Annotated in this window: 21 protein-coding genes; 12 read left to right on the top strand and 9 right to left on the bottom strand. The window is 67.4% G+C overall.

The features are described from left to right. Window positions 1–5 precede the first annotated feature (5 nt). From IPG50_18365 to IPG50_18355, 3 genes are all read left to right on the top strand, one after another. Window positions 6–551 carry a hypothetical protein gene (locus tag IPG50_18365; protein ID MBK6694147.1) on the top strand — a complete coding sequence of 182 codons (546 nt, stop codon included), beginning with the start codon at window positions 6–8 and terminating at the stop codon, window positions 549–551. Window positions 552–694: 143 nt separating this feature from the next. Next, window positions 695–1,993, top strand: a complete 1,299-nt coding sequence (locus IPG50_18360; GenBank protein MBK6694146.1) for a hypothetical protein — start codon at window positions 695–697, stop codon at window positions 1,991–1,993. Between the two features lie 30 nt (window positions 1,994–2,023). After that, entirely contained in the window at window positions 2,024–3,409 is a 1,386-nt protein-coding gene (locus IPG50_18355; GenBank protein ID MBK6694145.1) for a hypothetical protein, read from the top strand. Between the two features lie 4 nt (window positions 3,410–3,413). Here the strand turns inward: IPG50_18355 and IPG50_18350 are convergent, their stop codons facing one another. Then, on the bottom strand, window positions 3,414–4,856 hold the full coding sequence (locus tag IPG50_18350; protein MBK6694144.1) for a hypothetical protein: 1,443 nt from the start codon (window positions 4,854–4,856) through the stop codon (window positions 3,414–3,416). Between the two features lie 265 nt (window positions 4,857–5,121). Here IPG50_18350 and IPG50_18345 point away from each other — a divergent pair, with 265 nt between their 5' ends. The 3 genes from IPG50_18345 (at window position 5,122) to IPG50_18335 (ending at window position 6,937) form a co-directional block, all read left to right on the top strand. After that, complete coding sequence (locus IPG50_18345) at window positions 5,122–5,745, top strand: MBL fold metallo-hydrolase (protein MBK6694143.1); 624 nt, start codon at window positions 5,122–5,124, stop codon at window positions 5,743–5,745. Window positions 5,746–5,885: 140 nt separating this feature from the next. Then, window positions 5,886–6,149 carry a hypothetical protein gene (locus IPG50_18340; GenBank protein ID MBK6694142.1) on the top strand — a complete coding sequence of 88 codons (264 nt, stop codon included), beginning with the start codon at window positions 5,886–5,888 and terminating at the stop codon, window positions 6,147–6,149. Between the two features lie 122 nt (window positions 6,150–6,271). Next, window positions 6,272–6,937 carry a hypothetical protein gene (locus IPG50_18335; GenBank protein MBK6694141.1) on the top strand — a complete coding sequence of 222 codons (666 nt, stop codon included), beginning with the start codon at window positions 6,272–6,274 and terminating at the stop codon, window positions 6,935–6,937. 29 nt (window positions 6,938–6,966) lie between these two features. On the opposite strand, the gene IPG50_18330 is transcribed toward IPG50_18335, so the two are convergent. Next, window positions 6,967–7,602, bottom strand: a complete 636-nt coding sequence (locus IPG50_18330) for a hypothetical protein (protein ID MBK6694140.1) — start codon at window positions 7,600–7,602, stop codon at window positions 6,967–6,969. A 224-nt stretch (window positions 7,603–7,826) separates the two neighbouring features. Between IPG50_18330 and IPG50_18325 the strand changes: the two genes are divergently transcribed. From IPG50_18325 to IPG50_18310, 4 genes are all read left to right on the top strand, one after another. Beyond that, window positions 7,827–8,285 (top strand): hypothetical protein, encoded by a 459-nt coding sequence (locus IPG50_18325; protein ID MBK6694139.1) that lies wholly within the window; start codon window positions 7,827–7,829, stop codon window positions 8,283–8,285. 42 nt (window positions 8,286–8,327) lie between these two features. Beyond that, complete coding sequence (locus IPG50_18320; GenBank protein MBK6694138.1) at window positions 8,328–9,332, top strand: hypothetical protein; 1,005 nt, start codon at window positions 8,328–8,330, stop codon at window positions 9,330–9,332. Window positions 9,333–9,442: 110 nt separating this feature from the next. Beyond that, window positions 9,443–9,973 carry a hypothetical protein gene (locus tag IPG50_18315; GenBank protein ID MBK6694137.1) on the top strand — a complete coding sequence of 177 codons (531 nt, stop codon included), beginning with the start codon at window positions 9,443–9,445 and terminating at the stop codon, window positions 9,971–9,973. A gap of 28 nt (window positions 9,974–10,001) precedes the next feature. Beyond that, window positions 10,002–10,985 carry an SDR family oxidoreductase gene (locus IPG50_18310; GenBank protein MBK6694136.1) on the top strand — a complete coding sequence of 328 codons (984 nt, stop codon included), beginning with the start codon at window positions 10,002–10,004 and terminating at the stop codon, window positions 10,983–10,985. 12 nt (window positions 10,986–10,997) lie between these two features. Here IPG50_18310 and IPG50_18305 read toward each other — a convergent pair whose 3' ends face one another. Together IPG50_18305 and IPG50_18300 are read right to left on the bottom strand one after the other, a co-directional pair. Further along, window positions 10,998–12,197, bottom strand: a complete 1,200-nt coding sequence (locus IPG50_18305) for a hypothetical protein (protein MBK6694135.1) — start codon at window positions 12,195–12,197, stop codon at window positions 10,998–11,000. 127 nt (window positions 12,198–12,324) lie between these two features. Further along, window positions 12,325–13,965: a fatty-acid--CoA ligase gene (locus IPG50_18300; protein ID MBK6694134.1), complete on the bottom strand. Its 1,641-nt coding sequence runs from the start codon at window positions 13,963–13,965 to the stop codon at window positions 12,325–12,327. 103 nt (window positions 13,966–14,068) lie between these two features. Between IPG50_18300 and IPG50_18295 the strand changes: the two genes are divergently transcribed. Together IPG50_18295 and IPG50_18290 are read left to right on the top strand one after the other, a co-directional pair. Then, a complete protein-coding gene (locus IPG50_18295) occupies window positions 14,069–15,193 on the top strand; it encodes a hypothetical protein (GenBank protein ID MBK6694133.1) in 1,125 nt (374 codons plus the stop codon). Window positions 15,194–15,207: 14 nt separating this feature from the next. After that, entirely contained in the window at window positions 15,208–18,108 is a 2,901-nt protein-coding gene (locus IPG50_18290; GenBank protein MBK6694132.1) for a DEAD/DEAH box helicase, read from the top strand. 9 nt (window positions 18,109–18,117) lie between these two features. Here IPG50_18290 and IPG50_18285 read toward each other — a convergent pair whose 3' ends face one another. The 5 genes from IPG50_18285 to IPG50_18265 all read right to left on the bottom strand — a co-directional run bounded on the left by IPG50_18285 (window position 18,118) and on the right by IPG50_18265 (window position 23,725). Further along, on the bottom strand, window positions 18,118–18,936 hold the full coding sequence (locus IPG50_18285; GenBank protein MBK6694131.1) for a hypothetical protein: 819 nt from the start codon (window positions 18,934–18,936) through the stop codon (window positions 18,118–18,120). A 192-nt stretch (window positions 18,937–19,128) separates the two neighbouring features. After that, window positions 19,129–20,172 carry a hypothetical protein gene (locus tag IPG50_18280; protein MBK6694130.1) on the bottom strand — a complete coding sequence of 348 codons (1,044 nt, stop codon included), beginning with the start codon at window positions 20,170–20,172 and terminating at the stop codon, window positions 19,129–19,131. A 21-nt stretch (window positions 20,173–20,193) separates the two neighbouring features. Continuing rightward, window positions 20,194–20,805: a glutathione S-transferase gene (locus IPG50_18275; GenBank protein ID MBK6694129.1), complete on the bottom strand. Its 612-nt coding sequence runs from the start codon at window positions 20,803–20,805 to the stop codon at window positions 20,194–20,196. A 72-nt stretch (window positions 20,806–20,877) separates the two neighbouring features. Beyond that, window positions 20,878–22,194 carry a histidine--tRNA ligase gene (locus IPG50_18270; protein MBK6694128.1) on the bottom strand — a complete coding sequence of 439 codons (1,317 nt, stop codon included), beginning with the start codon at window positions 22,192–22,194 and terminating at the stop codon, window positions 20,878–20,880. 1 nt (window position 22,195) lies between these two features. After that, the gene (locus IPG50_18265) at window positions 22,196–23,725 is read right to left on the bottom strand and encodes a proline--tRNA ligase (GenBank protein MBK6694127.1); all 1,530 of its coding nucleotides are present in this window, start codon (window positions 23,723–23,725) and stop codon (window positions 22,196–22,198) included. Window positions 23,726–23,745 lie beyond the last annotated feature (20 nt).

The following is a 23,745-nucleotide window of genomic DNA, read 5'->3' as shown; positions in this document are numbered from 1 at the left end:
CTGATTTGTTCCTCGACCTCGCAGCGAGGATGGCGACGCGCCACGCTGGGCCAGGCTCGTGGCTCGCCGCTGGCACGGCGACTCTGTTGGCCCTTCTGCACTGCCAGGCCGAGGCCACGCCCCCCGAAGGCCCCTGCTCGGCGGAGCCGATGGCGGGCTTTCGTCCCCCGGAGGGCGGACGGCTTGAGTTCATTCCTGGCGAGGCAAAAGCCTTCCGCTACGACGAAGCCCGCCAGTGCGTCGTGCCCGTCTCGGCACCGCTCCCCGGCGTTTGCATGCACAATGCCGGTACCGGTGGAAGCTTCGGGACGATGTGTCTCGTGAGCCCCGCCGGGACTCTCTACTATGTGCAGTGTGCAACCGACAGCGTCCCCGTAGGAGCCGGCTGGACCGCGGCGGGTGCCATCGGGGGGCCCGTGGTGAACAACATCCGCTCGGAAGACGCCGCCCGTTGTGTGGCGGCCCGCCAGGTCATCACCGAGGTCACCGTCGACGCAGGCCACGGGCTCGTCGTGGGGCCCCTTTGCGGGCCGGACGCGGGCGGGTCCTAGCGCTTCCGCCGGGGCGAACGCCGCCGGGCAAAGCGGCCCCAAGGAGCGCGCCTCGCGATCCCGAGAGGGGGAAGCTTCCCCCGCCCCCTCCGTATAGGGAGAGGTCCGCGTGCTCTTGCGTGGGCAATCCCCCGGAGTTCCCGATGCGCGTATCCGCCGCCCTCGTCCTCTTGCCGCTCTTGTCCTTCGCTACCGGATGCGGCTTTCTGAAGAGCCTCGCCGGGCGCAACTCCGTCGACCTCACGGAGGCTGACGTGCAGACCATGAGCGTCGACATTCGCAAGGAAGCGAAGACCATCTGCCCGCGGCAACCGGTGCAGATGGCCGTCTTTGCGACCGTGCTCCCGAAGGGCGAGAAGCAGGCGAAGAGCTTCGAGACGTACGTGGGTGGCGATGAGGCCAATCGGAACGACAAGCTCGAATTTGCGGATTTTGCGTTCCACAGCGAGCTTGGGGCCTTCGATGAGCATGGGCGCTTCGCGCCGGCGCGCGATCTGCGTTTGACGCTCGACAAGGAGTTCGAGATCAAGACGGCGTTCAAGCGTCGCCCCGACAAGTTCTCGTTTCAGACCAAGTACAAGCCCGACTACTCGTGCATCAAGGCCGGCGGCGGCCACGGCAAGCCTGGCATCAGCGGTCAACGTGGCCCCTCCGGTCAGAGCGGATCGTCGGGCTCCAACGGAAGCCGCGGCGGTTCGGGCGGCAACGGCGGCCCCGGCGGCATGGGGAGCGACGGTGACCTCGGGCCCACCCTCAAGGGATTTGCGACGCTCGTGAAGACCCCCTTCTACGAGAAGGTCGTCGCGGTTCGGGTCGTCGGGGACGTCGACGACGTTCTGCTCTTTCCCGCGGACCAGCCGTTCACCCTCGCGGCGACCGGCGGCGCCGGAGGCGCTGGAGGCTCCGGCGGCTCCGGTGGCTCCGGTGGTTCGGGCGGCTCCGCGTTCATCGGCGGCGACGGCGGCAACGGTGGCACGGGTGGTCACGGCGGCTCCGGTGGCCGCGGTGGGCCCGGAGGCAACGTTGAGCTCGTCCTCGATCCCGCGTTTCCTGAGCTCGCCCAACTCATCAAGGTCGACGTGAGCGGTGGCGCTGGCGGCGCCGCCGGCAACGGTGGCTCGGCAGGGTCGGGCGGTTCGGCCGGCAGCGGCGTGGGGCAGGGGTCTCGTAGCGGTCAGCGCGGCACGTCGGGAACGGGCGGCACTCAAGGCACACCCGGCATGCGCGGCCCCGATGGTCGCGCGAGCATCGTTCAGGCGCCCGTCGCTGAGCGCTTCGCCGATCTGAGCGCCCTTACCGTGCTCTCCACGAAAGGGTCTGCGCTCGCGGGCGCTGGCGGCGGTGGCGAAGCCAAAGACGTCGCTAAGAAGGGCGCTGCCAAGAAGGGCAAGCTCGAGGACAAGAACGTCAAGAAGCCGTCGGCTTCCAAATCCGTTCGCTGAGCCGCGCGGCTCCGCCGATTCGAGGTCCGCATGCGCATTGGGCGTCGCTCGTTTCTCCTCGCCGGCACCGCTGGCGTTGGCGTGTTGGCTCTCCCGGGCCTCGCCGGTTGCGGCGCCCGAGCTCCGGTCACTCCGAACGCGCACCTCTACGGTCGCGAATGGGTGTCGGCGACCTACGAGATGTACGGGCAGAAATACGCGGGCGTGCAGAAGGGCGCCGAGGCGCGCGCTGACAAGACGTATTCGGTGCTGGGTCGTCGCGGCGTCGGCAGCCTCGATTCGTTGCAATCGCGAGCTGTTCCGTTCTTCATTCGCGCCGATGAGGGCGGCACGGGCCTGGCGGTCGATCGGCGCGTGCCCGAGCGGCTGACCTTCACGGCGAACATGTCGCAAGACGACCGCGCGGCGGCGCAAGCGGCGTGGGACAAGAATCAGTCGACGGTTCACACCGACTACGAGGAGGTTCGGCGCTTGAGTGGCGCGCTGACGGCCCTCATGAGCGAGATCCACTCGGTGCGCGTCGCCATCGAGCTCGGACGGCGCGAGCAGCTCCAGATCGTTCGGCAGATCAGCGTCCTCAAGAGCGGTGAGAAGACACCCTTCGAATTGCCGTACCAGGTGAGTCGGAAGGACTACGAAGAGGTCCTCTTGCTCCTGCTCGAGCGCCTCGACGACGACTGCGAGCGCCTCGAGCGCATCGAAGCGGCCATGGTCACGGTGGGCTTCACCGCGCGCACGACCGACGCCGGTTCGGGGAGTCTCTCGGCGAACCTTTACAAGGTGCTCCTCTCGGTGTCGCAAGACGCGAAGATGTCGGACCCACGGCCTCCGACCTTTCCGAGCGAATCGGCGCTGAAGGACGCGCTCCTCGACCGAGGGCGCACGGCCTTTGATGCGATCAAGAAGAGCCCCGCGTACCAGGAGCTCGAGCGGCAAGAGGAGGCCAAGAAGTGGGAGAGCATCGGGGCCGTGCTCTCGGCCTTCGACTCACTCGGCGTCGTCCCGCTGAAGACCTCTGCCATCTTCCAGCGCGTCCTCGGCTTCTACCGCGGCGACGGCGACTACCTCGGCTACTTGAAGACCGCCGCGTCGCTCCTCCCTCTCGGCGGCTCCCTCACCAAGAGCATCGAGTCGGCGCTCGCCACCACGGAGGAGATGCGAAAGATCACGAGTCGCGTCGCCGGGCTCACACCCGACGCTTGGCTCAAGGCGCCGGAGCGCCTCTTGAAGGCGCAAAGCGGCAAGGCCCTCGTCAACGCGGGCACCGAATACGGCCTCTCGCGCATGGGCCGGCAGCTCGCCTTCTTCAAAGACAAGCGCGAGCTCCTCGACGTCGCGCACGCGCTCTCGGACACGTCGGTCTTGTCGGGCGACGACGCCGGCGCTGTGGTGGCGAAGCTCCAAGGCCTGCGGTAACGCGCTAGCGCCTGAGGAGGCGCACGGCCGTTTCGACGTCGGTGTCGACACCTTGGGCCAAATCCGTTGGAAGCAGATCTTCCTCCAGATCGGGTCGCACGTTCTGCCCTTCGATGATCTGCCCGGCGGCGTCGGTGCAGCGCCAAGGGTCGGGGAAGAGGACGGCGCCGGGGCCATTGGCGACGCCGAGTGCCACCGCGCTCTCGCTGCCACCGTAAGCGCCCGCGCTGGGACGCCCCACGACGATGGCACTGGTGGCGAGGCGCACCACGCGGAGGAAGTAGTCGGTCGCGCTGAAGCTCAAGCCATCCGAGAGGATCGCGACCTTGCCGCGGTATTCAAACTCGTTCGATGGCGCGAAGTCGTAGTCAATGGCGCCGCCGTATTGCTGCGTGAAGGGCACGCGTGATTGGCAACGGATGGCTTTCGCGAGGGGGCGCGCTCCGGGTAACCCCGCGGCGATCGCCATGGAGACGTCGGGGTATCCGCCGCGGTTGCCGCGCACGTCAATGACGAGCCAGGGCGCCTGCTGGACCTTCTGAAATTCGACGCGGATGGCGGTGCGGAACCGCTCGAGGGAGCCGGCAACGTCGGCGGCGTCGTTGTCCGGGGGAAAGAACGACGGAATGTGGATGACGGCAGCGCCGTCGGTGCGAAGGCTCGCCTGGGCCGCGTAGCGGACGTCGCGCCCCAACGGATCGTGGCACGCGCGTGGCGGCGTGAGCCGTGCGAGCGTCTTGGACTCGGTGGCGCCATTGGCGTGCCGGATGCTCACGACGCTTCCGACGCGGACCGCCGACAAGAGCGATGTGGCCGATAGCGCGCGCCGGTGAGCCAAGCTCGGGGAGCCACCCGCGCACATCGGTTGCGCGAAGGCCGCGTCGAGCATCGCGGCGCCGCTCTTGCCGTCGACGGCCATGATCTCATCACCGCGCTCGAGTTCGAGGGGGTTGCCGGTTGCGGCCATGGAGATCACAACGTGATCGCCGAAGGGCTGAGGGCACGCATCGACGAGCGAGCTTGAGGCCATGGGTAACCCCTCTGCGCCGCACTGACTCTCGCTGCCTGGGTAAACGACCAAGTGCCCGATGGGGAAGGCGCTTACGAGCGAGCGCATGGCCAATCGGTATCCCTCTTCCAGATCGCGCCCGCCGAATGCGAGACGTTCGAGGGCGCGGTCTAGGGCGATCCGCGTGTCGACGTGCCGGTCGCCGGCGAGAGCGACGCGCCCTTCGATCTCGCGGAGCGCGCTTCGGACGAGCGACTCATAGGCTGGCGGCACGCTGCGGGCGGGCCGCTGGTCGGCGGGCCGGCCGTCGCTGGAGACGGCTCCCTGCGCGGCACTGTTGTGCTCGTGTGCCTCGACGGGCGCGCACCCGGCGCCGGACCCAGTGAGGGCGACGACCAGTGCAACGAAGCGCGCGCGGTCGAGAAGGAGGGAGTGCATGGCGTGGTCGGAGCGGAGCCGTAGTGACGTTGCAGACCACACCGCTCCGCAGTCGGTCGAGCAAGAGTGGGGCCAAGGTCCGGTCGCAGGGTTTTCCGCCTGGCACCCGTCGGGAGGATCTTCGCCGCGGCGTTGCGTCATCTCCGAGCGACAGGCGGGCATCGCCGACGCGCCGCCCTTGAGGTAAACCTTGGCGGTGGAGCTCTACATTCGGCAGTTGCTCGTGGGGCGCGACGTCGGCAAGGGCAACCTCGCTGGCGAACAGATGATGAACTTCGTTTATCTCGTCGGCGATCGGAAGGCCGGCGAATGCCTCGTGGTTGATCCCGCATGGGACATCGACGGCATCCTCGAAGTCGCGGCGAACGACGGCATGAGCGTCAAAGGCGCGCTCGTCACGCACTACCACCCCGATCACGTCGGGGGCACAATCTTCGGGATCTCGATCCCAGGCCTTGCCGGCCTGATGACGAAGAACCCGTGCCCGGTACACGTACACAAGCTCGAGGCCGATGGAGTGAAGCAGGTGACGGGCCTGTCGGAGACCGACCTGATGCGCCACGAGGGCAATGACCGCGTCCGCGTTGGTGACGTCGAAGTCGAGCTTCTCCACACGCCGGGCCACACACCGGGGTCACAATGTTTCCGAGTGCACGACGCGCTCCTGTCGGGCGACACACTGTTCCTCCAAGGTTGCGGCCGGGTTGACCTGCCTGGAGGTAGCCCCGAGGAGATGGAGCGCACCCTCGGGGAGCGCCTGTCGCGCTTGCCGGACGAGCTCGTCCTTTATCCGGGGCACGCCTATGGCGGGGCCAAGGCTTCGCTCTCCGTCGTGCGTCAGACGAACGCCCACCTGAAGGCAGCGGCTGCGCGTGTGCGTCGCCAGTGACGACCTTGCACTGAGAGGTTGTGACTGCGGTCTCACTCGTCTCGACGCTGGCCAGCCTGTGGCTAACGCGGATCGTCCTCCTCAAACTTCCGGCCGATCATCTGGTCGCGGATGCGACGGGATCAACGCAGGGGCGATTGATGCGATTTTTTCGCAACATCCTCGGCATCGTCGTCGTTCTCGTGGGCGTCGTCTTGGCCGTGCCCGGCGTTCCGGGGCAGGGCCTGCTCACCATTGCCGTGGGCCTGGTGCTGCTGGATGTGCCGGGCAAGCGAAAACTCGAGCGCAAGGTGCTCGGCCACCCGCGGGTCCTCGCGACCATCAACAAGATGCGGGCGCGTGCAAGAACGGCGCCCTTGCTCGCGCCGCCGCACGTGGAGTCCTCAAACGTGAAGGGGGCGTGACGCCGGGCTTCGCGCGCCGGCACACGTCGCGCTTCGTCTTGCTCGGGTCTGCTCTTTTTTTGGGGGAGCGCTTCAAGGAAGGCTCTCGGCAGGTCGGGAAACGCGCTTAGACTGGGAAGCGCATGTCCGCGCTCGCATTTGTGGCCACGACCATCGACGTCGATCCCGATCTCCGCATGCTCAGCTTTGGGCGCGACGAAGACGACGTCTCTCTGTCCCTTGTTGGTGGCGACGCGCCGTGCACCGTCGAGGAGGTCGAACTCTGGTTTGGCGTCGATGATGGCGAACGGGTCTCCGGCGCGCTCGAACGAGCGTCCCTGACGGACAACGAGCTCGTCCTTCGATTGACCCCCGAGGGGGCCGCCATCGTCGCCGGTGCGCGCGACGTTCACGTGACCATCGACGTCGCCGACCTGGACGTTGAGCTCGAAGCGACGCGACGTCTCTTGGGCATGCTCTTCGAAAGCGACGCGTCACGCCTCACCCTTGCGGCGCCAACAAAGAAGCCTCGCAAGAAGGCGTCAGAGCCACCGGTGCGTCGATCGCCAAGGGGCGATTCGGCGGCCGTGAAGCTGCTCACGCTGCTCACGGAGCGAGGCCTCATCGAGCTTGACGAGGGCGCGACCATCCCCGACTTGGCCGAACGCGTCACGCCGCTCTTGGGCCTCCTTCCGGAGAAGCGCGCCAAGAAATCCGTCGTCGCGCTCCTCTTCGATGACCCGTCGGTGGCCGAGGTCTTCGCCGAGGAGGACATGCTCTTCGCCATCGTCCACGAGTTCCTCGGCTGAGGACCTCGTGGCCTGGGCGTGCTCGCGCGCTACTTGGTCGTGACCGTGTACTTGAGGTTCTTCGGCAGGTCCGGCGGGTTGGTCTCCGAGTCGTCGAGCAGCCGGCGGTAGTAGTAGAGCTCCTTGATGCTCCCGTCGGCGATCTTCACGAGGATGTAGACGTACGGTGAGACCTCGTTGTCGTAGAACTCCCACGTGCCCGCCGACGGGTGCGTGACCTGCAGCGTCAGGTTGGTGTCGGCGGGGAAGTCGGCGGCATTGCCGCCCGTCACGCTCGTGGCTTGGTTGTTCCACCTAGCCGTTGTGGAGGCTTGGGTCACGTCACCGAAGGTGTCGATCTTGAAGCTCCAATTGACTGTCGCCGCGCTGTTGACGCCGTTCAAGCCGGTCTGCTCGGTGACGAACGTGCCCTGAATCGACGCGACCTTGGTGAGGTCGAACGCCGGCGCGGCAGCGTCGGTGGAGCTGGTGCCGCTGTCGCTGCCGGGAACCGCGGGACCGGGCTGCTGAACGCTGACACCGCCGCCATCGCCGGAGGAGCTGCCCCCGTCACTCTTCACGGGAGGGTCTTCGTCCACGGGCTCGGCCTTCGAACAAGCGGGAGCGAGAGCCGCGGCCTCAGCAGTCAGCGTAAGGACGGACATGGAGCCAAAGAATTTCCGCATCGGCCTAGTCTATGGGGACCTTTGCGCCTGTCGAGAGCGGCGAACGCCGTGCCAGTGAAATTCCACCGCCGCGCGCGAGCCGACCGCGACTCCCGGCTTGGGTCCGCCTGACGCCCCTCGTCAACGAGTTGACGCGCGCGGTCGTGTCGCCCAGGTCATCGCCGAGAAATCTCGCTGTCCCGTGTGGCCAGCACGGCGGGCATTGGCGTTGCTTCCTGGTCGTCATGGCCCGCTTCGCAGCACGCTCCTGGTCTTCCCGTCCCGCCGCTGAGGTTCCCGACGACTATCCGTCCACGACGCGTCTCCGCGTCTCGGGGCCCGTCGCCGCGGAGCCCGAGTGGTCGGATCCCTGCGAAGACCTGCGCGTGGCGGCCGACCGCTTTCGCGCGGGCGACTTTCATTCCGCGCTCCTCGCCGCGATGCGCGCCCTCGACGCGCAGCCCGTCCCTCTCCTCAGGGCCTCGGCGACCTACCTCGCGAGCGCCAACCTCACGACGCGCGAGCGCATGCTGATCGCCCTCATCGACGACGTGACGCCGCTCGAGTCGCTCTTCGAATCGTGCGGTCTCGGCATGCTCGAGGGCATCGACTCCATGTGCGAGCTGCTCGACTTGGGCATCTGCACGTTCGACCCCGACGAACTCGACGACGATCTCGAAACGCTGCCGGGCGTCGCCGAGTAAACCCAGAGCTCAGCCGCAGCCCACTTGCGTTACCGTTCGTGAGTGAGCGCGGCCCGTCTGCTCGACGCCATCCTGCGCGTCGTCTTCTTCGCCGGTGCACCGGTGGTGCTGGTGCGTCTCGCCACGTTGGTACCGATCACGGGTACGCTCGTGGACGTCGCGCTCGCGCTCGCGCTGCTCCTCGCCGGCGAGCGGGTCAGGCCGCACGCCGAGCGCCACCGAGCGCTGCGATTCGTGTTCGGAACAGCGTTCGCGTTCGACGCGCACTACCAAGAGCACCCGCCAAAGCCGTTCCTCTACTACGTCTTCTACCCGCTGCTGTTTCCCTATTGGCTGACGAATCGCGCGGCGCGGCGTGAGTTCCTGCTCTTCAAGGGCTACACGCTCCTCTCGCTCGGCGTCCTTGTGGCGACGAACCTCTACGACTTCATCTTCCGGTTTCAGCCGGAGCTGGGGCTCCGCGAGTTCGTGCGGCCCTTCGTCACCGGCTTGCTCATCGAGTCGGTCGCCGTGCTGGCGCTCTTAATGCCGCTCGTCACGACGGCCTACGCGCTGCATCGGGCCAAGGATCGGCGCCTGCTGTCCACCCTGCTCGCGCTTGGCGCGCTCTCGAGCGCCTTTGGCATTGGGCGCCTCGTGGTTCGACACGCGCCCATTGTCTCCTTGGCAACGCGGGAACGCCTCGCGATGCGGACGGCGAAGCGGCGACCGTTGGCGATCAACGCCATGGCCGAGGGACTCCGTCGCGCGCGCGCCGCCCAGCACGACCGACCCGCAGCGCTGGCGAGCGATGGCGCCGCGGCCGGCGCGCCCGTTGACGCCGCGCGAGAGGGACTCGGCACGTTCTACCGCAGCGATGAAGCCAAGGCTTTCGAGCTCTGGATGTCGGGTGAGCGCGTGCCGCAGCTCGTCGTGCTCTTTGCGGAGGGTCGCACCGATCGGCCGCCCATCTGGCTCGGCATGCGCGCCGATGGCAGCACCGTGGGCGACGCGCGCCAGCTCCCGCGGCCGGCGCGGCGCGCGATGAAAGAGGTTGGGCAATTTTAGGCGCGACCCGCCTCGCCATTCGAGATCCCAAGTCGCGCCTTGGCGGCCCAGCCATCGAGAAAACCCATGGGTTTCAGCTTGGCATGGTCGGTGAATGTACGACATTCACTATGAAGACTTTCTTGGCAGCCCTCCCGCTCTTCTCGCTCCTCCTCGCCGCCTGCGGTGGCGACCCGGCCGATGACACGGCAGCCAAAAAGAAGAAGCTGGCGGGCGACGACGCCTCCACGAGCGGCGAGCTCCTGGCGGACGAAGGGATTCCCTCCACCACGACGACGGCGTCCGCGACGGCCGAAGATGCGGGCGTAGCGTCGCCAGTGCCCACCGCTGCCGATGCGGGAACGGTCGGCCTCGACGCATCTCTCCCCACGGTTGATGCGGGGGTCCCTCTCGGACTGGCGTGCAAGGCGCTTGGCCGATGCTGCGCTCAGGTAACGTCGTGCGATGGCGAGTTCATGGCTTGCTCGCGCGTCTACATGCAAGACGACCCTGCCATCTGCCAGACCGTTCTGAAGTGGTACGACGAGGTTGGCTGCGGCCACTCGGTCTACCAGCGCATGACGCTTCCGGGCTTCGCCGGGTGCCCGTCTCCGTATGGCGGCGGCAGCGGCGGCGGCGGATGGCGCGGCAACATCCCCTGAGGCGACGGAAACGCGCTATCTGGCTCTCATGGCCACTGCGTTCGTCACTGGCGGGACCGGCTTCGTTGGTCTCAACGTCATCGATCAGCTGCTTCTCGGAGGCCACCGTGTCGTCGCGCTTCACCGTCCGACGTCGGACGTGAAGCGCCTCAAGGAGCGCAAAGTCGAGCTGGTGGTAGGTGCCATCACCGACCGCGCTTCCCTCGACAAGGCCATCCCCGATGCCTGCGACTATGTCATTCACATCGCTGGCAACACGAGCACGTGGTCTGGCGACCGCGCCGTGCAAACGCGCGACAACGTGGACGGGACCCGCAACGTGGTCGACGCAGCGCTCGCCAAGAAGGTGCAGCGCATGGTGCATACCTCGAGCGTCGCGGCCTACGGCGCTCACGAGAACGCACCCATCGATGAGTCGGCGCCGCAGCGCGGGAAAGAGTCACCGGTCAACTACGAGCGCACCAAGTGCCTCGCCGAGGAAGAGGTCCGCGCCGGCATCGCACGGGGCCTCGACGCGGTGATCTTGAACCCCGGTCATGTCATCGGCCGGTTCGACGCTCACAACTGGGCGCGCTCCTTCTTGTTGGTGCACAAGGGGCGCCTACCAGGCATTCCCCCCGGCGTCGGCAGCTTCGCCGACGGCGATGAGGTCGCGAAGGCGCACGTGACCGCGCTCACGAAGGGGCGGACCGGCGAGAACTACTTCTTGGGTGGCATCGACGCGACCTACGTCGAGATGTTCGCCATCATCGGGCGGCTCCTCGGCAAGAAGGTCCCGACCAAGGCGGCGCCCTTGTGGCTCCTCTCCGTGGCGGCGTCGGTGATGCAGTTCGGCTCGACCTTCACGGGGCGCGCGCCCGACTTCACGCCCGAGCTCGTGTACCTCTTGAAGCATCCGCTCACCATCAAGAACGACAAGGCCGTCCGTGAGCTCGACTACAAGATCGTGCCGCTCGAGACCATGCTGACGAAGTGCCACGAATGGCTCAGGGCCGAGGGCCTCCTCGGATGAGGTCTTGCGCTGTCAATGAAGGCGCGTGACGTTGCGCCAGCGCGGCGGCGGGAGCGTGAAGCGGGTGACTCGCGGCTCAGAACGACTTGGCAAGAGGTACTTCCACGCGAGATCGATGTAGCCGCGGGAGCCGGCCTCGCCTTGCGGAATGCCCGTTTTGCTGACGAAGCCCCAAGAATTCTTTACGCGCAGGAATTGGATCCTGCTCCCCGCATCCAAGGCTTGGTCGAGGAGTTCCTGCCGCCGCTCGACCCTGCCGGCAGGCAGCGTCTTGCCGCTCGAGAGCGCGATCTCGTAGTCGTCGACAAGCGACTCGTGGTAGCCGAGCTCGGAATCGGTCAGCTTGATCCGCGCCGAGAGGAACGAGCCGTCGTCGGGCGAGCGATAGTCGCGGTCGACGACCCAGGCAATGGGAACGGGGAACCCAGCGTTGAGCGTCTCCTTGAGCCGAAGAACCGTGTCCTCGAGCGCCTCGTCGACGCCGACGACAGTGTCGGCCCATGCGTAGGGGCCCTCGTGGCTCACGAGCTCGTCGCCTCCGATGGGTTTGCCGATGGCGTCTGCCAGCGTGATGACGCGAGAGCCGTCTTTGCCGACGCGAATCTCTGAAGGTGCCGTGATGCTCGGCGGCAAGTCGGCACCGTCGGGTATCGTGCGCGACAGATCGTCGCCAAAGGCGCGTGTCATCGCGCTCTTGACCTGCGGTGGCACACGAAATGCGCGGTCGAGCACGGTCCGCACGCGCTCACGCGTGCGCGCTCGCTCGGTGTCGAGGGCTCCACCGGGCGACAGCTCGGCCTCGATCTCGCGCTTGGCGCGGGCTGTGTCGTCGGTCGTCACGCCGAAGTCGGCCTCGCTCATCAGGCCATAGCGTCGCATAAGCTCCAGCGCCTCTCCCGCGTAGCCACCGGTCGCGATTCGGATCGACGGCTCGCTGTCGTCGTCGCTCTCGACGAGGCGCCCCATGCGAATGGCGCGCATCCACGAGTGATAGGTCAGGTACGCCTCCGACACGTTGCTCGCGACGCCACCTTCCCCATAGGCCAGGGACTCCACCCAAGCGGAGGTCGCGAAGATCCAACAGTTGCCGACTTGCTGCCGTTTTACGGCGGTTTGCGGAATGTCGGTGAGCGCGCCTTGCACCTCGCCGTCGCTGGAGGCCGGCGCACACGCGACCGCGAAACACGCCGCGATGGGCAAGAGGGAACGCATGAGAGCCCCGCTCGCAGGCGTCATGCCAGGCGCGAAGTCCGGAAAATTCGCGCCTCGGTGCTCGCCGAGTGCACGTCGCGTGCAAACGGGGCTGCGCGTCCGAGGCACCGAGGCGGGGTAGGAGCCGTCAGCTCGGGAGCGTGTAGCTCGCGAACTGCTCCCGCAGCTTGGTCTTGAGCACCTTGCCCGTCGCGCCGAGAGGGATCGCGTCGATGAACTGGACGTCGTTCGGCATCCACCACTTGGGGATCTTGCCCTCGTAGAAGGCGAGCAGCGCGTCCTTGGTGACCTCGTGCCCCGGGCGCTTGGCCACGACGAGCAGCGGGCGCTCGTCCCACTTTGGGTGCGCCACGCCAATGACCGCCGCCTGGGCGACGGCCGGGTGCGCCATGGCGATGTTCTCGAGATCGATGGTGCTGATCCACTCGCCGCCGGACTTGATGACGTCCTTCGTGCGGTCGGTGATCTGCATGTAGCCGTCGGCGTTGATGGTCGCGACGTCGCCGGTGGGGAACCACCCAACGCCGTCCTCGTCGTAGTGGAGCGGATCGCCTCCTTCACCGCGGAAGTACTCTTTCATGACCCAAGCGCCGCGCACCCACAGATGACCGAAGGTCTTGCCGTCCCACGGGAGGGCCACGCCTTCGTCGTCGACGATCTTCATGTCGACGCCGAAGATCGAGTGCCCCTGCTTCTCGAGGAGCTTGTCTTGCTCTTCCTTGGGCAGCGCCGCGTGCTTGTTTTGAAGTTTGCAAAGCGTGCCGAGCGGCGACATCTCGGTCATGCCCCACGCGTGAATGACCTCGACGCCGAACTCCTCGCGAAACGCGCGGAGCATCGACGGCGGGCATGCGGCGCCGCCCACCACGGTGCGCCGGAACGTCGTAAACGTGAGTTTATGCTCGCGGACGTGGTTCAAAAGGCCTAGCCACACGGTGGGCACGCCGGCGGAGAAGGTGACCTTCTCCGACTCCATGAGCTCGTAGACCGATTTGCCATCGAGCGCGGGGCCGGCGAACACGAGCTTCGCGCCCACGAGCGGCGCGCTGTAAGGTAGGCCCCAGGCGTTGACGTGGAACATGGGGACGATGGGGAGGATCGAGTCCTTGGCCGACGCCGCCATCGCGTCAGGGAGCGCCGCCGCGTAGGCGTGAAGGACGCTCGAGCGATGCGAGTAGAGCGCACCCTTCGGGTGCCCCGTGGTGCCGGAGGTGTAGCAGAGGCCACAAGCGGAGTTCTCGTCGAGCGCGGGCCACCGGTACGACGCGGCGCCCTCCTCGAGGAGCGTCTCGTAGCAGAGTAGGCGCGGCACCTTGTCGGTCTTCGGCATGTGCTCTGGCCCACACATCGCGACGAAGGCCTTCACCTTCGGGCAATGGGGCGCGATGGCCTCGATGAGCGGAAGGAAGGTGAGATCGAAAGCGAGCATGAGGTCTTCCGCATGGTTGACGATCCACGCCAGTTGCTCTGGAGGCAGCCGCGGGTTGAGCGTATGAACGACGCCGCCGCCGCCGCCGATGGCGTAGTAGAGCTCGAGGTGCCGGTAGCCGTTCCACGCGAGCGTCGCGATGCGGTCTCCTGGGCCCATGCCGCGCTTGGTGAGCGCGTCGGCGAGGCGGCGCGAACGAAGCTCGCACTCGCCATAGGTCGTTCGGTGGACGTCGCCTTCGACGCGGCGCGACACGATCTCGGCGTCTCCATGATGTCGAGCGGCGTGCCGCAAGAGCGAGGAAACGAGCAGCGGCATGTCCATCATCAGCGCTTTCATGAGACCTACTTTCGGAGCGGGGCGCCCGCCACGGCGTCGGGAACGTAGCGGAAGCGCGAGAAGGCCGAAACGGGGGCCGAAGGGCGCGGTATGCTCCGCCGTTATGTCCAAGCTCCAAGGACGTCGTGCACGATGGCTGGTGTCGCTTGCGCCCTTCGTTGCCGCTTGCGGTGGCGGCGGCGCCTTTCCTCTCACCCTCGAGGTGAAGGACGGCCTCGTGACCGAGGGCCGTCGACCCGACGAGCTCGTGCTCCTCGTGAAGACCGTTCCCGGTGCCGAGCTGACCTTTGAAGGGCAGACGCGCGCCGTGGGGGACAAGGCCAGCGAGTCGTTTGCCGTACCGAAGGCGGGGCTCAAGCTCGGCAAGAACACCTTGGCCGTCTCCGGCAAGCGCGGCGTCTTCCTTAGCAAGGAGGACGCGAAGGCGGAGGTGTCGTGGGAGGGCTCGGCGAAGTCGTTCGTGCGATTCGTCCCCACCGGGGGCGACGGCGCGCTGGGCTCGCTCTCCTGTGGAGGTGCCATGTGCGGCGGCACGGCCTTCAAGATTGGGAAGAACGGACGCGTGGCGCTCGACGTCGAGTCCTTCGTGCCAGGTTGGATCACCATGGGCGGCCGACGCGAGAGCGTGACCGCCAGCGGCAAGAAGGGTTTCGAGATCGATGTCACGGGGGCGCTAGGTGGTCTCCTCCTCTCGCAGCGCGACGCGCTCGTGACGCCAATCCTCTTCGAGGTTGGCTCCGACAAGGCCAACGAGACACTCACGTTGACGGGCCCCGTGCTGATGGAGCTCTTGGCGACCGAGCTTGCGCGCGTCAGCACCGCGCCGGTGGCCTTCGCAAAGGAGAGTCCCGCGCCTACGTCAGCCGTGCCGCGCGGCGTCGCGGTCATCGGCGTCCCGGGTCAGAAGCTCCTCGTCGTTGGGAAACCCGTGAAGGTCGAAGATCTCGACTGGGTCGCCGTCGCCAAGCCCGCCGAGCGCTTCTTCTCGTGCGGCGGGGCTTCGAAGAGCGCCAACGGCATCGAGTACCTCGACCTCGAGGTCTCCGTGTTTGAGCGGCGTACCGCTCGGAAGCTTCATGAGAAGAAGCTCATGGCCGATCGCGTCGCGTGCCCGAACACTCCCATCGCCGGCGCCATCAAGGCCAACGTTCGCGAAGCCGACATCACCCGCGCTGTGACGGAGTTCATGACGCCGCAGCCGATGCGGAAGGTGACGCTCTCGCAATAGGGCGGCCCGCGCTGATGAGCATGCTCGATGTCGTTCGCAAGGCGTGCCTGCCGGCCGTCTGGTCGCAGGGGGCCAAGCTCGCCCGCGAAGGCTCGGTGCAGGGCACCGCGACCGCTGGCGAGTTTCGCGTCCGCGCGCCAGGCTTTGCGCTCGCGCTCACCGTGACGCTCTATCCCGACGACGAGGAGTGGTCTTGCGATTGCGCCGGAAAGGTCGACCCCTGCGCACACGTCGCGGCGGCTGCCATCGCCGACGCACAAGGGACCGCCACGTCCGCCGACGCCGGAAGCGCCGCCGGAGTCTCTGCTCCGGCCGCCGGTCGCGTCGCCTATCGCCTCAGCGTCAAGGAGCGACGGCTCACCGTGTCGCGCTTTCTCGTCGACCGAGGCGGCACGGCGAACAAGCTCGTGGGCTCGCTCAGCACGATGGTCGCGCGGGGAAAGCTTCCTCCGGGCCTCGAGCCCACGCACGACGATCTGCGGCTCGACCGCGTCTTCGGCGAGACGACCCGCGAGGACGTGCCACTCGTGCACCTCAAGAACGTCCTTGAGGCCCTCGCGGCGGCGTCCGATGTCTCGTTCGAAGGCGCTCCCGTTCGAACCAGCGGCGAGACGGTGGCGCCGCGCGCGACCGTCGTCGACGATGGCGCAGGCTTCGTCGTCCGCATCGAACGGGACCCTGCCATCGAGGCCGTCGTGGCCATGGGCGTCGTTCGGGTCGCCGGAGTGTTCCGCCCCATTGCTGAGGGCGACCTCACCGGCGAGTGGCTTGAGCGGTTGCCGCTCTCCAAGCGCGCCAAGGGGCCCGCCGAGCTCGCGGAGATCCTCCCGCAACTCGAGCGCACGATGCTCGTCGACGTGCAGACCAAGCGCGTGGCGCGTACCGACAAGCGCCTTCGGCCTCGCGTGATCCTCGATCTTGGCGATCACGGCCACGCGCTGAGCGTGCTGCCGCTGCTCGTGTACGGCGACCCGCCGGTGGCGCGCGTCGATGGCGACGTGTTGACGTTGTTCGGCAACGTCGTGCCTGACCGTCGGCCCGAAGAAGAGCATGACTTGGCGCTCCGCCTGAAGGAGCAGCTCAACCTCGTCTTCGGCCGGCGCGTGAACTACGACGGCGCAGACGCCATTCGCATGGGTGGCCTCGTCCGCAAGTTTCAAGGGGCCGAGGCCAGCGAGCAAGGAAGCGTCGCGCTTGTGCCGCGCGTGGTGGTACAGGGCGACACCTTCGACGTGTCCTTCGAGGTCGAAGGCGCGGAGCCGCGGGGGCGGGCTCACTCCGTGGACGCGCAGGCGGTGCTCCGCGCCTACCGCGACGGGCTCGAGCTCGTGCCCATCGGGGGCGGAGCCTGGGCCGCCTTGCCGCGCGACTTCTTGGCCAAACACGCCTCGCGCATCGCGGATCTGCTCGCGGCGCGGGACGCTGAGAAGCGCGTTCGCACGGCTGCGCTTCCCGAGCTCGGCGCCCTCTGCCAAGCGCTCGACATGCCACCGCCGCCGGAGCTCGCTCGCCTCGCACCGCTGTTCGCTGGCGGCGGTGCCATTCCTCGCGCGACGCTTCCGAAAGACCTGAACGCCGAGTTGCGCGACTACCAGCAGACGGGCATCGATTGGCTCTGCTTCTTGCGCGACGCGGGGCTCGGCGCGCTGCTCGCCGACGACATGGGCCTCGGCAAGACCGTACAGACCATCGCCGCGCTCAAGGGGCGCATCCTCGTCGTTTGTCCCAAGAGCGTCGTCTACAACTGGGCCGACGAGCTAACGCGGTTTCGGCCGTCCTTGAGGGTGGGCATCTACCACGGGCAGAAGCGCGAACTCGACGCGTCCTTCGACGTGATGTTGACGACGTACGCCGTCGTGCGGCTCGACATCGACGAACTCGAGAAGGTGCCCTTCGACATGGTGGTCCTCGACGAGGCCCAGGCCATCAAGAACGAGTCGAGCCAAACGGCGCGGGCGGCGTTTCGGTTGCGAGGCGCGTTCCGCGTGGCCTTGAGCGGCACGCCGGTGGAGAACCGCTTGGAGGAGCTTTGGAGCCTGATGCACTTTGCCAATCCGGGGCTCCTCGGGGGCCGGGCTGACTTTCAAGATCGCATCGCGGGTCCCGTCGCGGCCGGCGACCAAGGTGCGGCCGAGCGGCTTCGCACGAAGATTCGCCCCTTCGTGATGCGCCGGCTGAAGAAGGACGTGCTGAAGGAGCTTCCGCCGCGCACCGAGGTCGTCTTGCACGTCGAGCTCGATGCGGAAGAGCGCAGTGTCTACGACGCCGTCCGCGCGGCTACCAAGCGCGACGTCGTGGAGCGACTCGCAAAGGAGGGCGGGGGTGGCGTGCTGCAGGCGCTCGAAGCGCTTTTGCGCTTGCGGCAAGCGTCGTGTCACTCGGCTCTGGTCCCGGGGCAAAAGGCCGATGGCTCCTCCAAGATCGAGCGCCTTATGGAGGCGCTCTCGGAGGCGGCGGCGGACGGGCACAAGGCGCTCGTGTTTTCTCAGTGGACCAGCTTCTTGGACCTCGTTGAACCGCACCTCACCAAGGCCGGCATCGCCTTCGGACGGCTCGACGGCCAGACGCGTGATCGCGGCGAGGTCGTGGCGACCTTTCAAAGCGAGGGCGGACCGCCGGTCTTGCTTGTGTCGCTGAAAGCTGGCGGCACGGGCCTCAACCTTACGGCCGCCGACCACGTCTTCTTGCTCGACCCGTGGTGGAACCCCGCCGTCGAAGATCAGGCGGCGGACCGTGCGCATCGCATCGGTCAGGACCGGCCCGTCATGGTGTACCGACTCGTGGCCAAGGACACCGTCGAGGAGCGCATGCTCTCGCTCATGGAGAAGAAGCGGGCCCTCGCCGGTGCGGCCCTCAGCGGCGCCGAAGCGCGCGGCGTGGTCACGAAAGACGACTTGCTTGCGTTGCTCGATTGAGGTCGCTCGTCAACGCGTTCGCACGAACGGTGCGCGTAGCGGCCCACCCCTCATCCTGGGGTTGCCGTCGTCGTCGCCCGGCGCCGGCGGCGGCGTGAAGGGGAAGCCGCGTCGGAACCAGTCGATGCGGTTGATCGTGTCTTGTTGCTCTTGTTGCGCGCGCCGCGCCGCGTCGGCGTCGTAGGAGCGCACCTCCTGGCCACCGTTGCGACGGTTCTCGTCGAGGGCGCGTTGTTGCGCGACGTATTCCTCCTGGCGCTCCGTGAAGCGTCGCACCGCGTCGTCCCGCGTAGCTCCGGGGTTCGTCTGCCGGAGCTGCGCCAGCTCGTCGTCGACGAGCAGCTCCCGCACGCGGTCGACGCCTTCAGGGTTGAGTCGACCCAAGGGGTCGAAATGTCGATCGTCGAGCCGCGGAGAGTCCGTGACGGCGGCGGCGGCCAGAGCGGGGTCAGGTGTCGGGGGCTCCGCCGGGTTTTCGACCGGACTGTTGCCGTCGGGCCGCAAGCTCTCCTCGCCCGCGGGGGACTCGGTCTGGCGCGTCGGCTCTTGGGGGTGAGCCGGCTCTTCCGCGTCGTAGGCAGGTGCGCCTCGCGCTGGTTCGTTCCCGTAGGGAGAATCCAAAGGTGGCGTGTCCTCGGTGGCGAACGGAAGTTCTCCGGTGCCCGGACCGGCTCCGGCACCGGCGTCGTCGCCGGGATCGAGCGGCGGTTCCTCTGGGCCTTCCGGGGCTGTCGGGAAAGACTCCTCCTCAGCGCCGCCGGCGACGAAGTCCAGGGCGTCCGCATCGATACCGGCGAAGTGGCAAGGGGCAGCGAGAGTACGGGTCATGAGAACCTCCTTCGCGAAGCGCTGCAGGGGACGGGCCATCGACACCTGTTCTTGATGGCACAACGTGCTGTTTCCCCGCGAACAACGACCGCCCGCCAAGCTCGCAAGGACTCGACGAGCGCGCCTCGGCGGCCTACACAGACGCCGAGCCTGTGGCGATCTTGGCGTCGCCCGGCGGGTGACGAAGGGCTGCTACCAACCGACGCAGGTCGCGCGCAGGGAGCCGCTCGGCGCTGATTGATGGTCGTCGAAGACGTAGAGCGCGCCGTCCTTGTCGATGGCGATGGCCTCGAGGTTGGGCAAGACGCCGATGGGGAGCTGCGTGAGCGCACCCGTCGCTTCGTCGACGCGGTAGGAGCGGTTGAGGTTCCCGACGTTGGTCGTCACGACGAGCACGTCGTCGCCGGGGCCCCCGCCGGCACCGAACGCGCAGTCGCTGAGCACGTCGGCACCGAGCGTCAACGGAATCGGCGTCACCGCCGAGTCCACGGACATCACACCGGCGGCGTCGAGCTTCACGCAATACAGCTTCGCTTCCTTCTTGCTGGCGGCGTAGCCGTCGCAGGCGTGGGTGCCGCGCGTCGCTCGAAGGCAGAGGCCTTCGTAGTCTTTGCCGCAGTTCACCCCCATGAGGTCGGCGCACGCGTACGGCGAAGCGCCGAGCGCATAGGCGTTCTGATCGCGCGTGAGGCCTCCCGTGCCATTGGGGCTAAAGCGCCGCACGGCGCCGGAGGAGGTCAACGTGTAGAGGTGACCGTCGCGCCAAGCGGCGCCTTCGAGGTCGTCACTGGCGGTCGTGTCGAGCGGCAGCGTGAGCGAGCGCGTGGTCTTCGACGGGAGAGCGACGAGGAGCGCCTCGCCGGTGTGACCCGAGTCGGCGACGACGAAGAGCTCGCGAACGCCGGCGCTGAGCTCCACCTCGGTGGCCGCCGAAGCCTCAGGAATGGCGAGCGTCAGCGGAAAAGAGCCGTCGCCGGTGCACGTGAACGGGGGCTTCGTCGCATCGAGCTTGGCGTCGCCGGCGCCCGCCTCGAGGCCTGCGCCCGAGTCGTCCTTCGCCGACGCGGCGTCTCGCGCGCTCGCGTCGCTGGTCACAGGACTCGCGGCATCGAGCCGCCCCGCGTCGTTGCCTCCGGGCGGCGCGTCGGAGGAGGTCGCGCCCGACGGCTCGCTGGAGCACCCAAAGAAGGCGCCGCCGGCGAGGGCGAGCACAGAGACAATGCGTCGATGAAGCACCGGGTGGCGTTATGGAACGCTTCAGGCCGCTGGGAAAGTGGCCTTCATCGACGGCCGCTCGGAGAAGCGCTCGAAGAACGCAGTGAGCTGCGGCCTGCCCTTGCGAATGTCGCCGATGGGCTTTCGGAACTCGAACCAACCGAAGGTCACCGCGGCGCAGATCTGCCCGAGATCGATCTCGGTCGTGGAGAAGTTGGCGACCTCGAGTTCGAGGGCGTCGAGACCGAGCTTGGCCTTTTCGGTCTGTCCCTTGATCCAGCCGTCCCAGCGAAGGGCCTCGGGCCGTTCGACGTGCTCGTAGCGAACGAGGATGCCAGCATCGAGGATGCCATCGCAGAGGGCCTGCTGGCGCAAGACGCGGAAGCGGGAAGGGCCGTGGTCGGGCACGAGGCGCCGCGGCGCGAGCGAGTCGAGGTACTCGCAGATCACGGGCGAGTCGTAGAGAGCCTCGCCGCGCTCGTCGATGAGCGCGGGGATCTTGGAGAGCGGGTTCGACTTGGCGAGGTCTCCATCGGCCTTCGTGGGGCTAGGCCGAAGGAACACCGTCTCGATGCGTCCCGCGAGCCCCAGCTCGTGAGCGGCGACGAGGACCTTGCGAACGAAAGGAGACGAGGCCGTATGGTAGAGGCGCATGGCGCGGACTATGGGCCGGGGGCGAGCGGAGCTCAAGCGACGCCTCGAACCACGGCGACGTGCGCGCGAAAGCTACGACGCTGGCGTCCACGTCGCGCGGTCCGCTTCGGCCTGCGTACCTGAGACGATGTTCTTCACCTCGTCGGGCTGGCCGGCCCGACCGGGGAACCACACGAAGCTGATCCCAAGCTGACTGGCCGACTTGATCTGCTTGCCGTAGGCGGCCGACGAGTCGGAGACCAAGGTCGCGATGCCGCGCGCGCGGAGCGCATCGGCGACGTCTTCGGAGAGGGCGCGTTCTTCCTCCGAGTGGAGCGCGACGACGACCGCGGCCGGCGTCTTCTTCGTGGCCTTGATGAGGCCAAGGTGCTCGGCGTAGCCCATGATGCGGCTGATTCCGAGGGAGACGCCGACGCCCGGCAAGGGCTGCTTGCCGTCGCTTGCGAGGTTGTCGTAGCGGCCGCCGGAGCAGACCGCGCCGAGTTCCGGGTGGTCCTCGAAGACGCCTTCGACGACGGTGCCCGTGTAGTAGTCGAGCCCGCGCGCGATATGCAGCGCGCCGACGACGGAGCCCGCGGCCGAGCCCTTGCTCGCCGCGTCGATGACACGACCGAGCTCGCTCATGCCCTCATCGAGGAGAGGGTGGGTGACGCCAAGCGCGCGCACCTTGTCCATGTCGGTCGATCCGTGGAGCTCGAGCTTCGAGATGCCGATGCAGGCCGTCGCTTGCTCGGAAGTGAGGCCCCCTTGAACGAGCAACGCATGGACCTTCTCGGGGCCGATCTTGCCGAGCTTGTCGATGACTCGGAGCGTGGGCGCGATGGCCTCGACGCCGAGGCCTCGGTAGAAGCCCTCGAGGAGCTTGCGGTTGTTGAGCAGCAGCTTGACGCGCGGGATCGGCAGGGCGCTCGACTGGATGCGGTCGAGGGTGCGCCGGAGGAGGCGCACCAGCTCGATGTCGAAGCGAAGGTCGAGGGCGCCTTGCACGATGACATCGGCGTCGGCCTGGATGAACTCGCGGAAGCGCCCCAGCTGCGGCCGTTCGCCGCGCCACGCCGGCTGGACTTGGTAGCGACGAAACGGAAACGTGAGCTCGCCGCGCCGCTCGCTGACGTAGCGCGCGAAGGGGACCGTGAGGTCGTAGTGGAGGCCCATCTTCGTGTCGGAGGTGCCGCCACGTTCCGGCGCCGCAAGCCGGTGAACGCCGTAGATCTCCTTGTCGGTCTCGCCGCCCTGCCCGACGAGGGCATCGAGCGGTTCGAGGCTCCGCGTCATGAGCGGCGTGAAGCCGTGCAGCTCGAACTCGCGGCGGACGATGCCGATCAGTTCTTGCTGCACGAGCTCCACCTGGGGGAGCCACTCGGGAAAGCCGCTGAGCGCGCCGGCCATCTCAGTACGCCTTCGAGAAGACGGCTCGACCGGCGCTCGGCTTGCCGGTGAAGATGCAAGTGCCCGGCTCGTCGCACTCGGGCAGGACGCCCTTCATGGGCAGGCAGCGGATGGTCACCTTCAGATCTTCTTTGATTTTCGCCTCGAGCTCCTTGGAGCCGTCCCAGTGGGCCAGCGCGAAGCCGCCATGGATCTCGGGCTTGTCGGCGTTCTTCGGCGTGAACATCGCGTAGAACTCCTCCTTCGAGGAGACGATCTTCGTGTGCTCCTTGCGAAAGGCGAGGGCCCGCTCGTAGATGGCGTTTTGGATGCCCTCGAGCTTCGCGCCGATGGTGGCCACGAACTCTGCGCGCGCGATCGACTCTTTGGCCTTGGGGCCCTTGTCACGCTGGCCGACGAAGACCGTGCCCTGGGCGATGTCGCGGGCTCCCAGTTCGACGCGGAGCGGCGCGCCCTTGCGGATCCACTCCCAGCTCTTGGCGCCGCCGTTCATGTCGCGGGCGTCGATCTCGACGCGGATCGGGTCGCCGAAGGCCGTTTGCTTCTGGAGCTCGGCGGCGAGCGCTTCGCAGGCCGCGAGGACCTCGGCGCGCGTCTCCGGTTTCGGCGTGATGGGGATGATCACGATCTGCGAGGGCGCGATGCGGGGCGGCAGCACGAGGCCGTCGTCGTCGGAGTGCGCCATGATGGTCGTCCCGATGAGGCGCGTGGAGACGCCCCAGCTCGTGGTCCAGGCGAACTCTTCTTTCGACTCGCGCGACTGGAACTTGATGCCGCTCGCCTTGGCGAAGTTCTGTCCCAAGAAGTGCGACGTGCCGGCCTGCACGGCCTTGCGATCTTGCACCATGGCTTCGATGCAGAGGGTGTCGACGGCGCCGGGGAAGCGCTCGCCTTCGGTCTTGCGGCCCATGATGACGGGCATGGCGAGGACGTTGCGTGCCACGTCCTCGTAGACGGCGAGCATCTTGTCGGTCTCTTCGCGCGCTTCTTTCTCGGTTTCGTGGGCCGTGTGCCCCTCTTGCCAGAGAAACTCGGCGGTGCGGAGGAAGAGGCGCGGCCGAAGCTCCCAGCGCACGACGTTCGCCCACTGGTTGATGAGGATCGGGAGATCACGCCAGGAGCGAACCCAGCGCGCGTACGCGGCGCCGATGATCGTTTCTGAAGTGGGCCTCACGATGAGCGGCTCCGTCAGCTCGCCAGCGGGCCGGAGCTTGCCGTCGGGGCCCGCCTCGAGGCGGTGGTGCGTCACGACGGCGCACTCTTTGGCGAAGCCGGCCACGTGCTCGGCTTCCTTCTCCATGTACGAGAGTGGAATGAAGAGCGGAAAATACGCGTTCTTGTGGCCCGTCGCCTTGAAGCGCCGATCGAGCTCCTTCTGGATGTTCTCCCAGAGGGCGTAGCCCCACGGCTTGATGACCATGCAGCCGCGCACTTCGGAGTTCTCGGCGAGCTCTCCGGCGTCAACGACGGCCTGGTACCAATCGGGGAAGTTTTCGGAACGGGTGGGCTTGATCGCGCTCTCTTGAGCCATGGGCGCGGCATACCACAGCT

Source organism: Myxococcales bacterium (assembly GCA_016703425.1).
Taxonomy (GTDB): Bacteria; Myxococcota_A; Polyangia; order Polyangiales; family Polyangiaceae; genus JADJCA01.
The sequence above is the reverse complement of the archived record's forward strand: the minus strand, read 5'-3'. Positions and strand labels throughout refer to the sequence as shown.

Excerpts from the sequence above, each read along its gene's own strand:
- IPG50_18305 (MBK6694135.1), bottom strand. The coding sequence starts at position 12,197 with ATGCGTTCCCTCTTGCCCATCGCGGCGTGTTTCGCGGTCGCGTGTGCG.
- IPG50_18285 (MBK6694131.1), bottom strand. The coding sequence starts at position 18,936 with ATGACCCGTACTCTCGCTGCCCCTTGCCACTTCGCCGGTATCGATGCG.
- IPG50_18300 (MBK6694134.1), bottom strand. The coding sequence starts at position 13,965 with ATGAAAGCGCTGATGATGGACATGCCGCTGCTCGTTTCCTCGCTCTTG.
- IPG50_18295 (MBK6694133.1), top strand. The coding sequence starts at position 14,069 with ATGTCCAAGCTCCAAGGACGTCGTGCACGATGGCTGGTGTCGCTTGCG.
- IPG50_18350 (MBK6694144.1), bottom strand. The coding sequence starts at position 4,856 with ATGCACTCCCTCCTTCTCGACCGCGCGCGCTTCGTTGCACTGGTCGTC.
- IPG50_18360 (MBK6694146.1), top strand. The coding sequence starts at position 695 with ATGCGCGTATCCGCCGCCCTCGTCCTCTTGCCGCTCTTGTCCTTCGCT.
- IPG50_18270 (MBK6694128.1), bottom strand. The coding sequence starts at position 22,194 with ATGGCCGGCGCGCTCAGCGGCTTTCCCGAGTGGCTCCCCCAGGTGGAG.
- IPG50_18275 (MBK6694129.1), bottom strand. The coding sequence starts at position 20,805 with ATGCGCCTCTACCATACGGCCTCGTCTCCTTTCGTTCGCAAGGTCCTC.
- IPG50_18265 (MBK6694127.1), bottom strand. The coding sequence starts at position 23,725 with ATGGCTCAAGAGAGCGCGATCAAGCCCACCCGTTCCGAAAACTTCCCC.
- IPG50_18335 (MBK6694141.1), top strand. The coding sequence starts at position 6,272 with ATGTCCGCGCTCGCATTTGTGGCCACGACCATCGACGTCGATCCCGAT.
- IPG50_18325 (MBK6694139.1), top strand. The coding sequence starts at position 7,827 with ATGGCCCGCTTCGCAGCACGCTCCTGGTCTTCCCGTCCCGCCGCTGAG.
- IPG50_18310 (MBK6694136.1), top strand. The coding sequence starts at position 10,002 with ATGGCCACTGCGTTCGTCACTGGCGGGACCGGCTTCGTTGGTCTCAAC.
- IPG50_18330 (MBK6694140.1), bottom strand. The coding sequence starts at position 7,602 with ATGCGGAAATTCTTTGGCTCCATGTCCGTCCTTACGCTGACTGCTGAG.
- IPG50_18315 (MBK6694137.1), top strand. The coding sequence starts at position 9,443 with ATGAAGACTTTCTTGGCAGCCCTCCCGCTCTTCTCGCTCCTCCTCGCC.
- IPG50_18340 (MBK6694142.1), top strand. The coding sequence starts at position 5,886 with ATGCGATTTTTTCGCAACATCCTCGGCATCGTCGTCGTTCTCGTGGGC.
- IPG50_18345 (MBK6694143.1), top strand. The coding sequence starts at position 5,122 with ATGATGAACTTCGTTTATCTCGTCGGCGATCGGAAGGCCGGCGAATGC.
- IPG50_18355 (MBK6694145.1), top strand. The coding sequence starts at position 2,024 with ATGCGCATTGGGCGTCGCTCGTTTCTCCTCGCCGGCACCGCTGGCGTT.
- IPG50_18290 (MBK6694132.1), top strand. The coding sequence starts at position 15,208 with ATGAGCATGCTCGATGTCGTTCGCAAGGCGTGCCTGCCGGCCGTCTGG.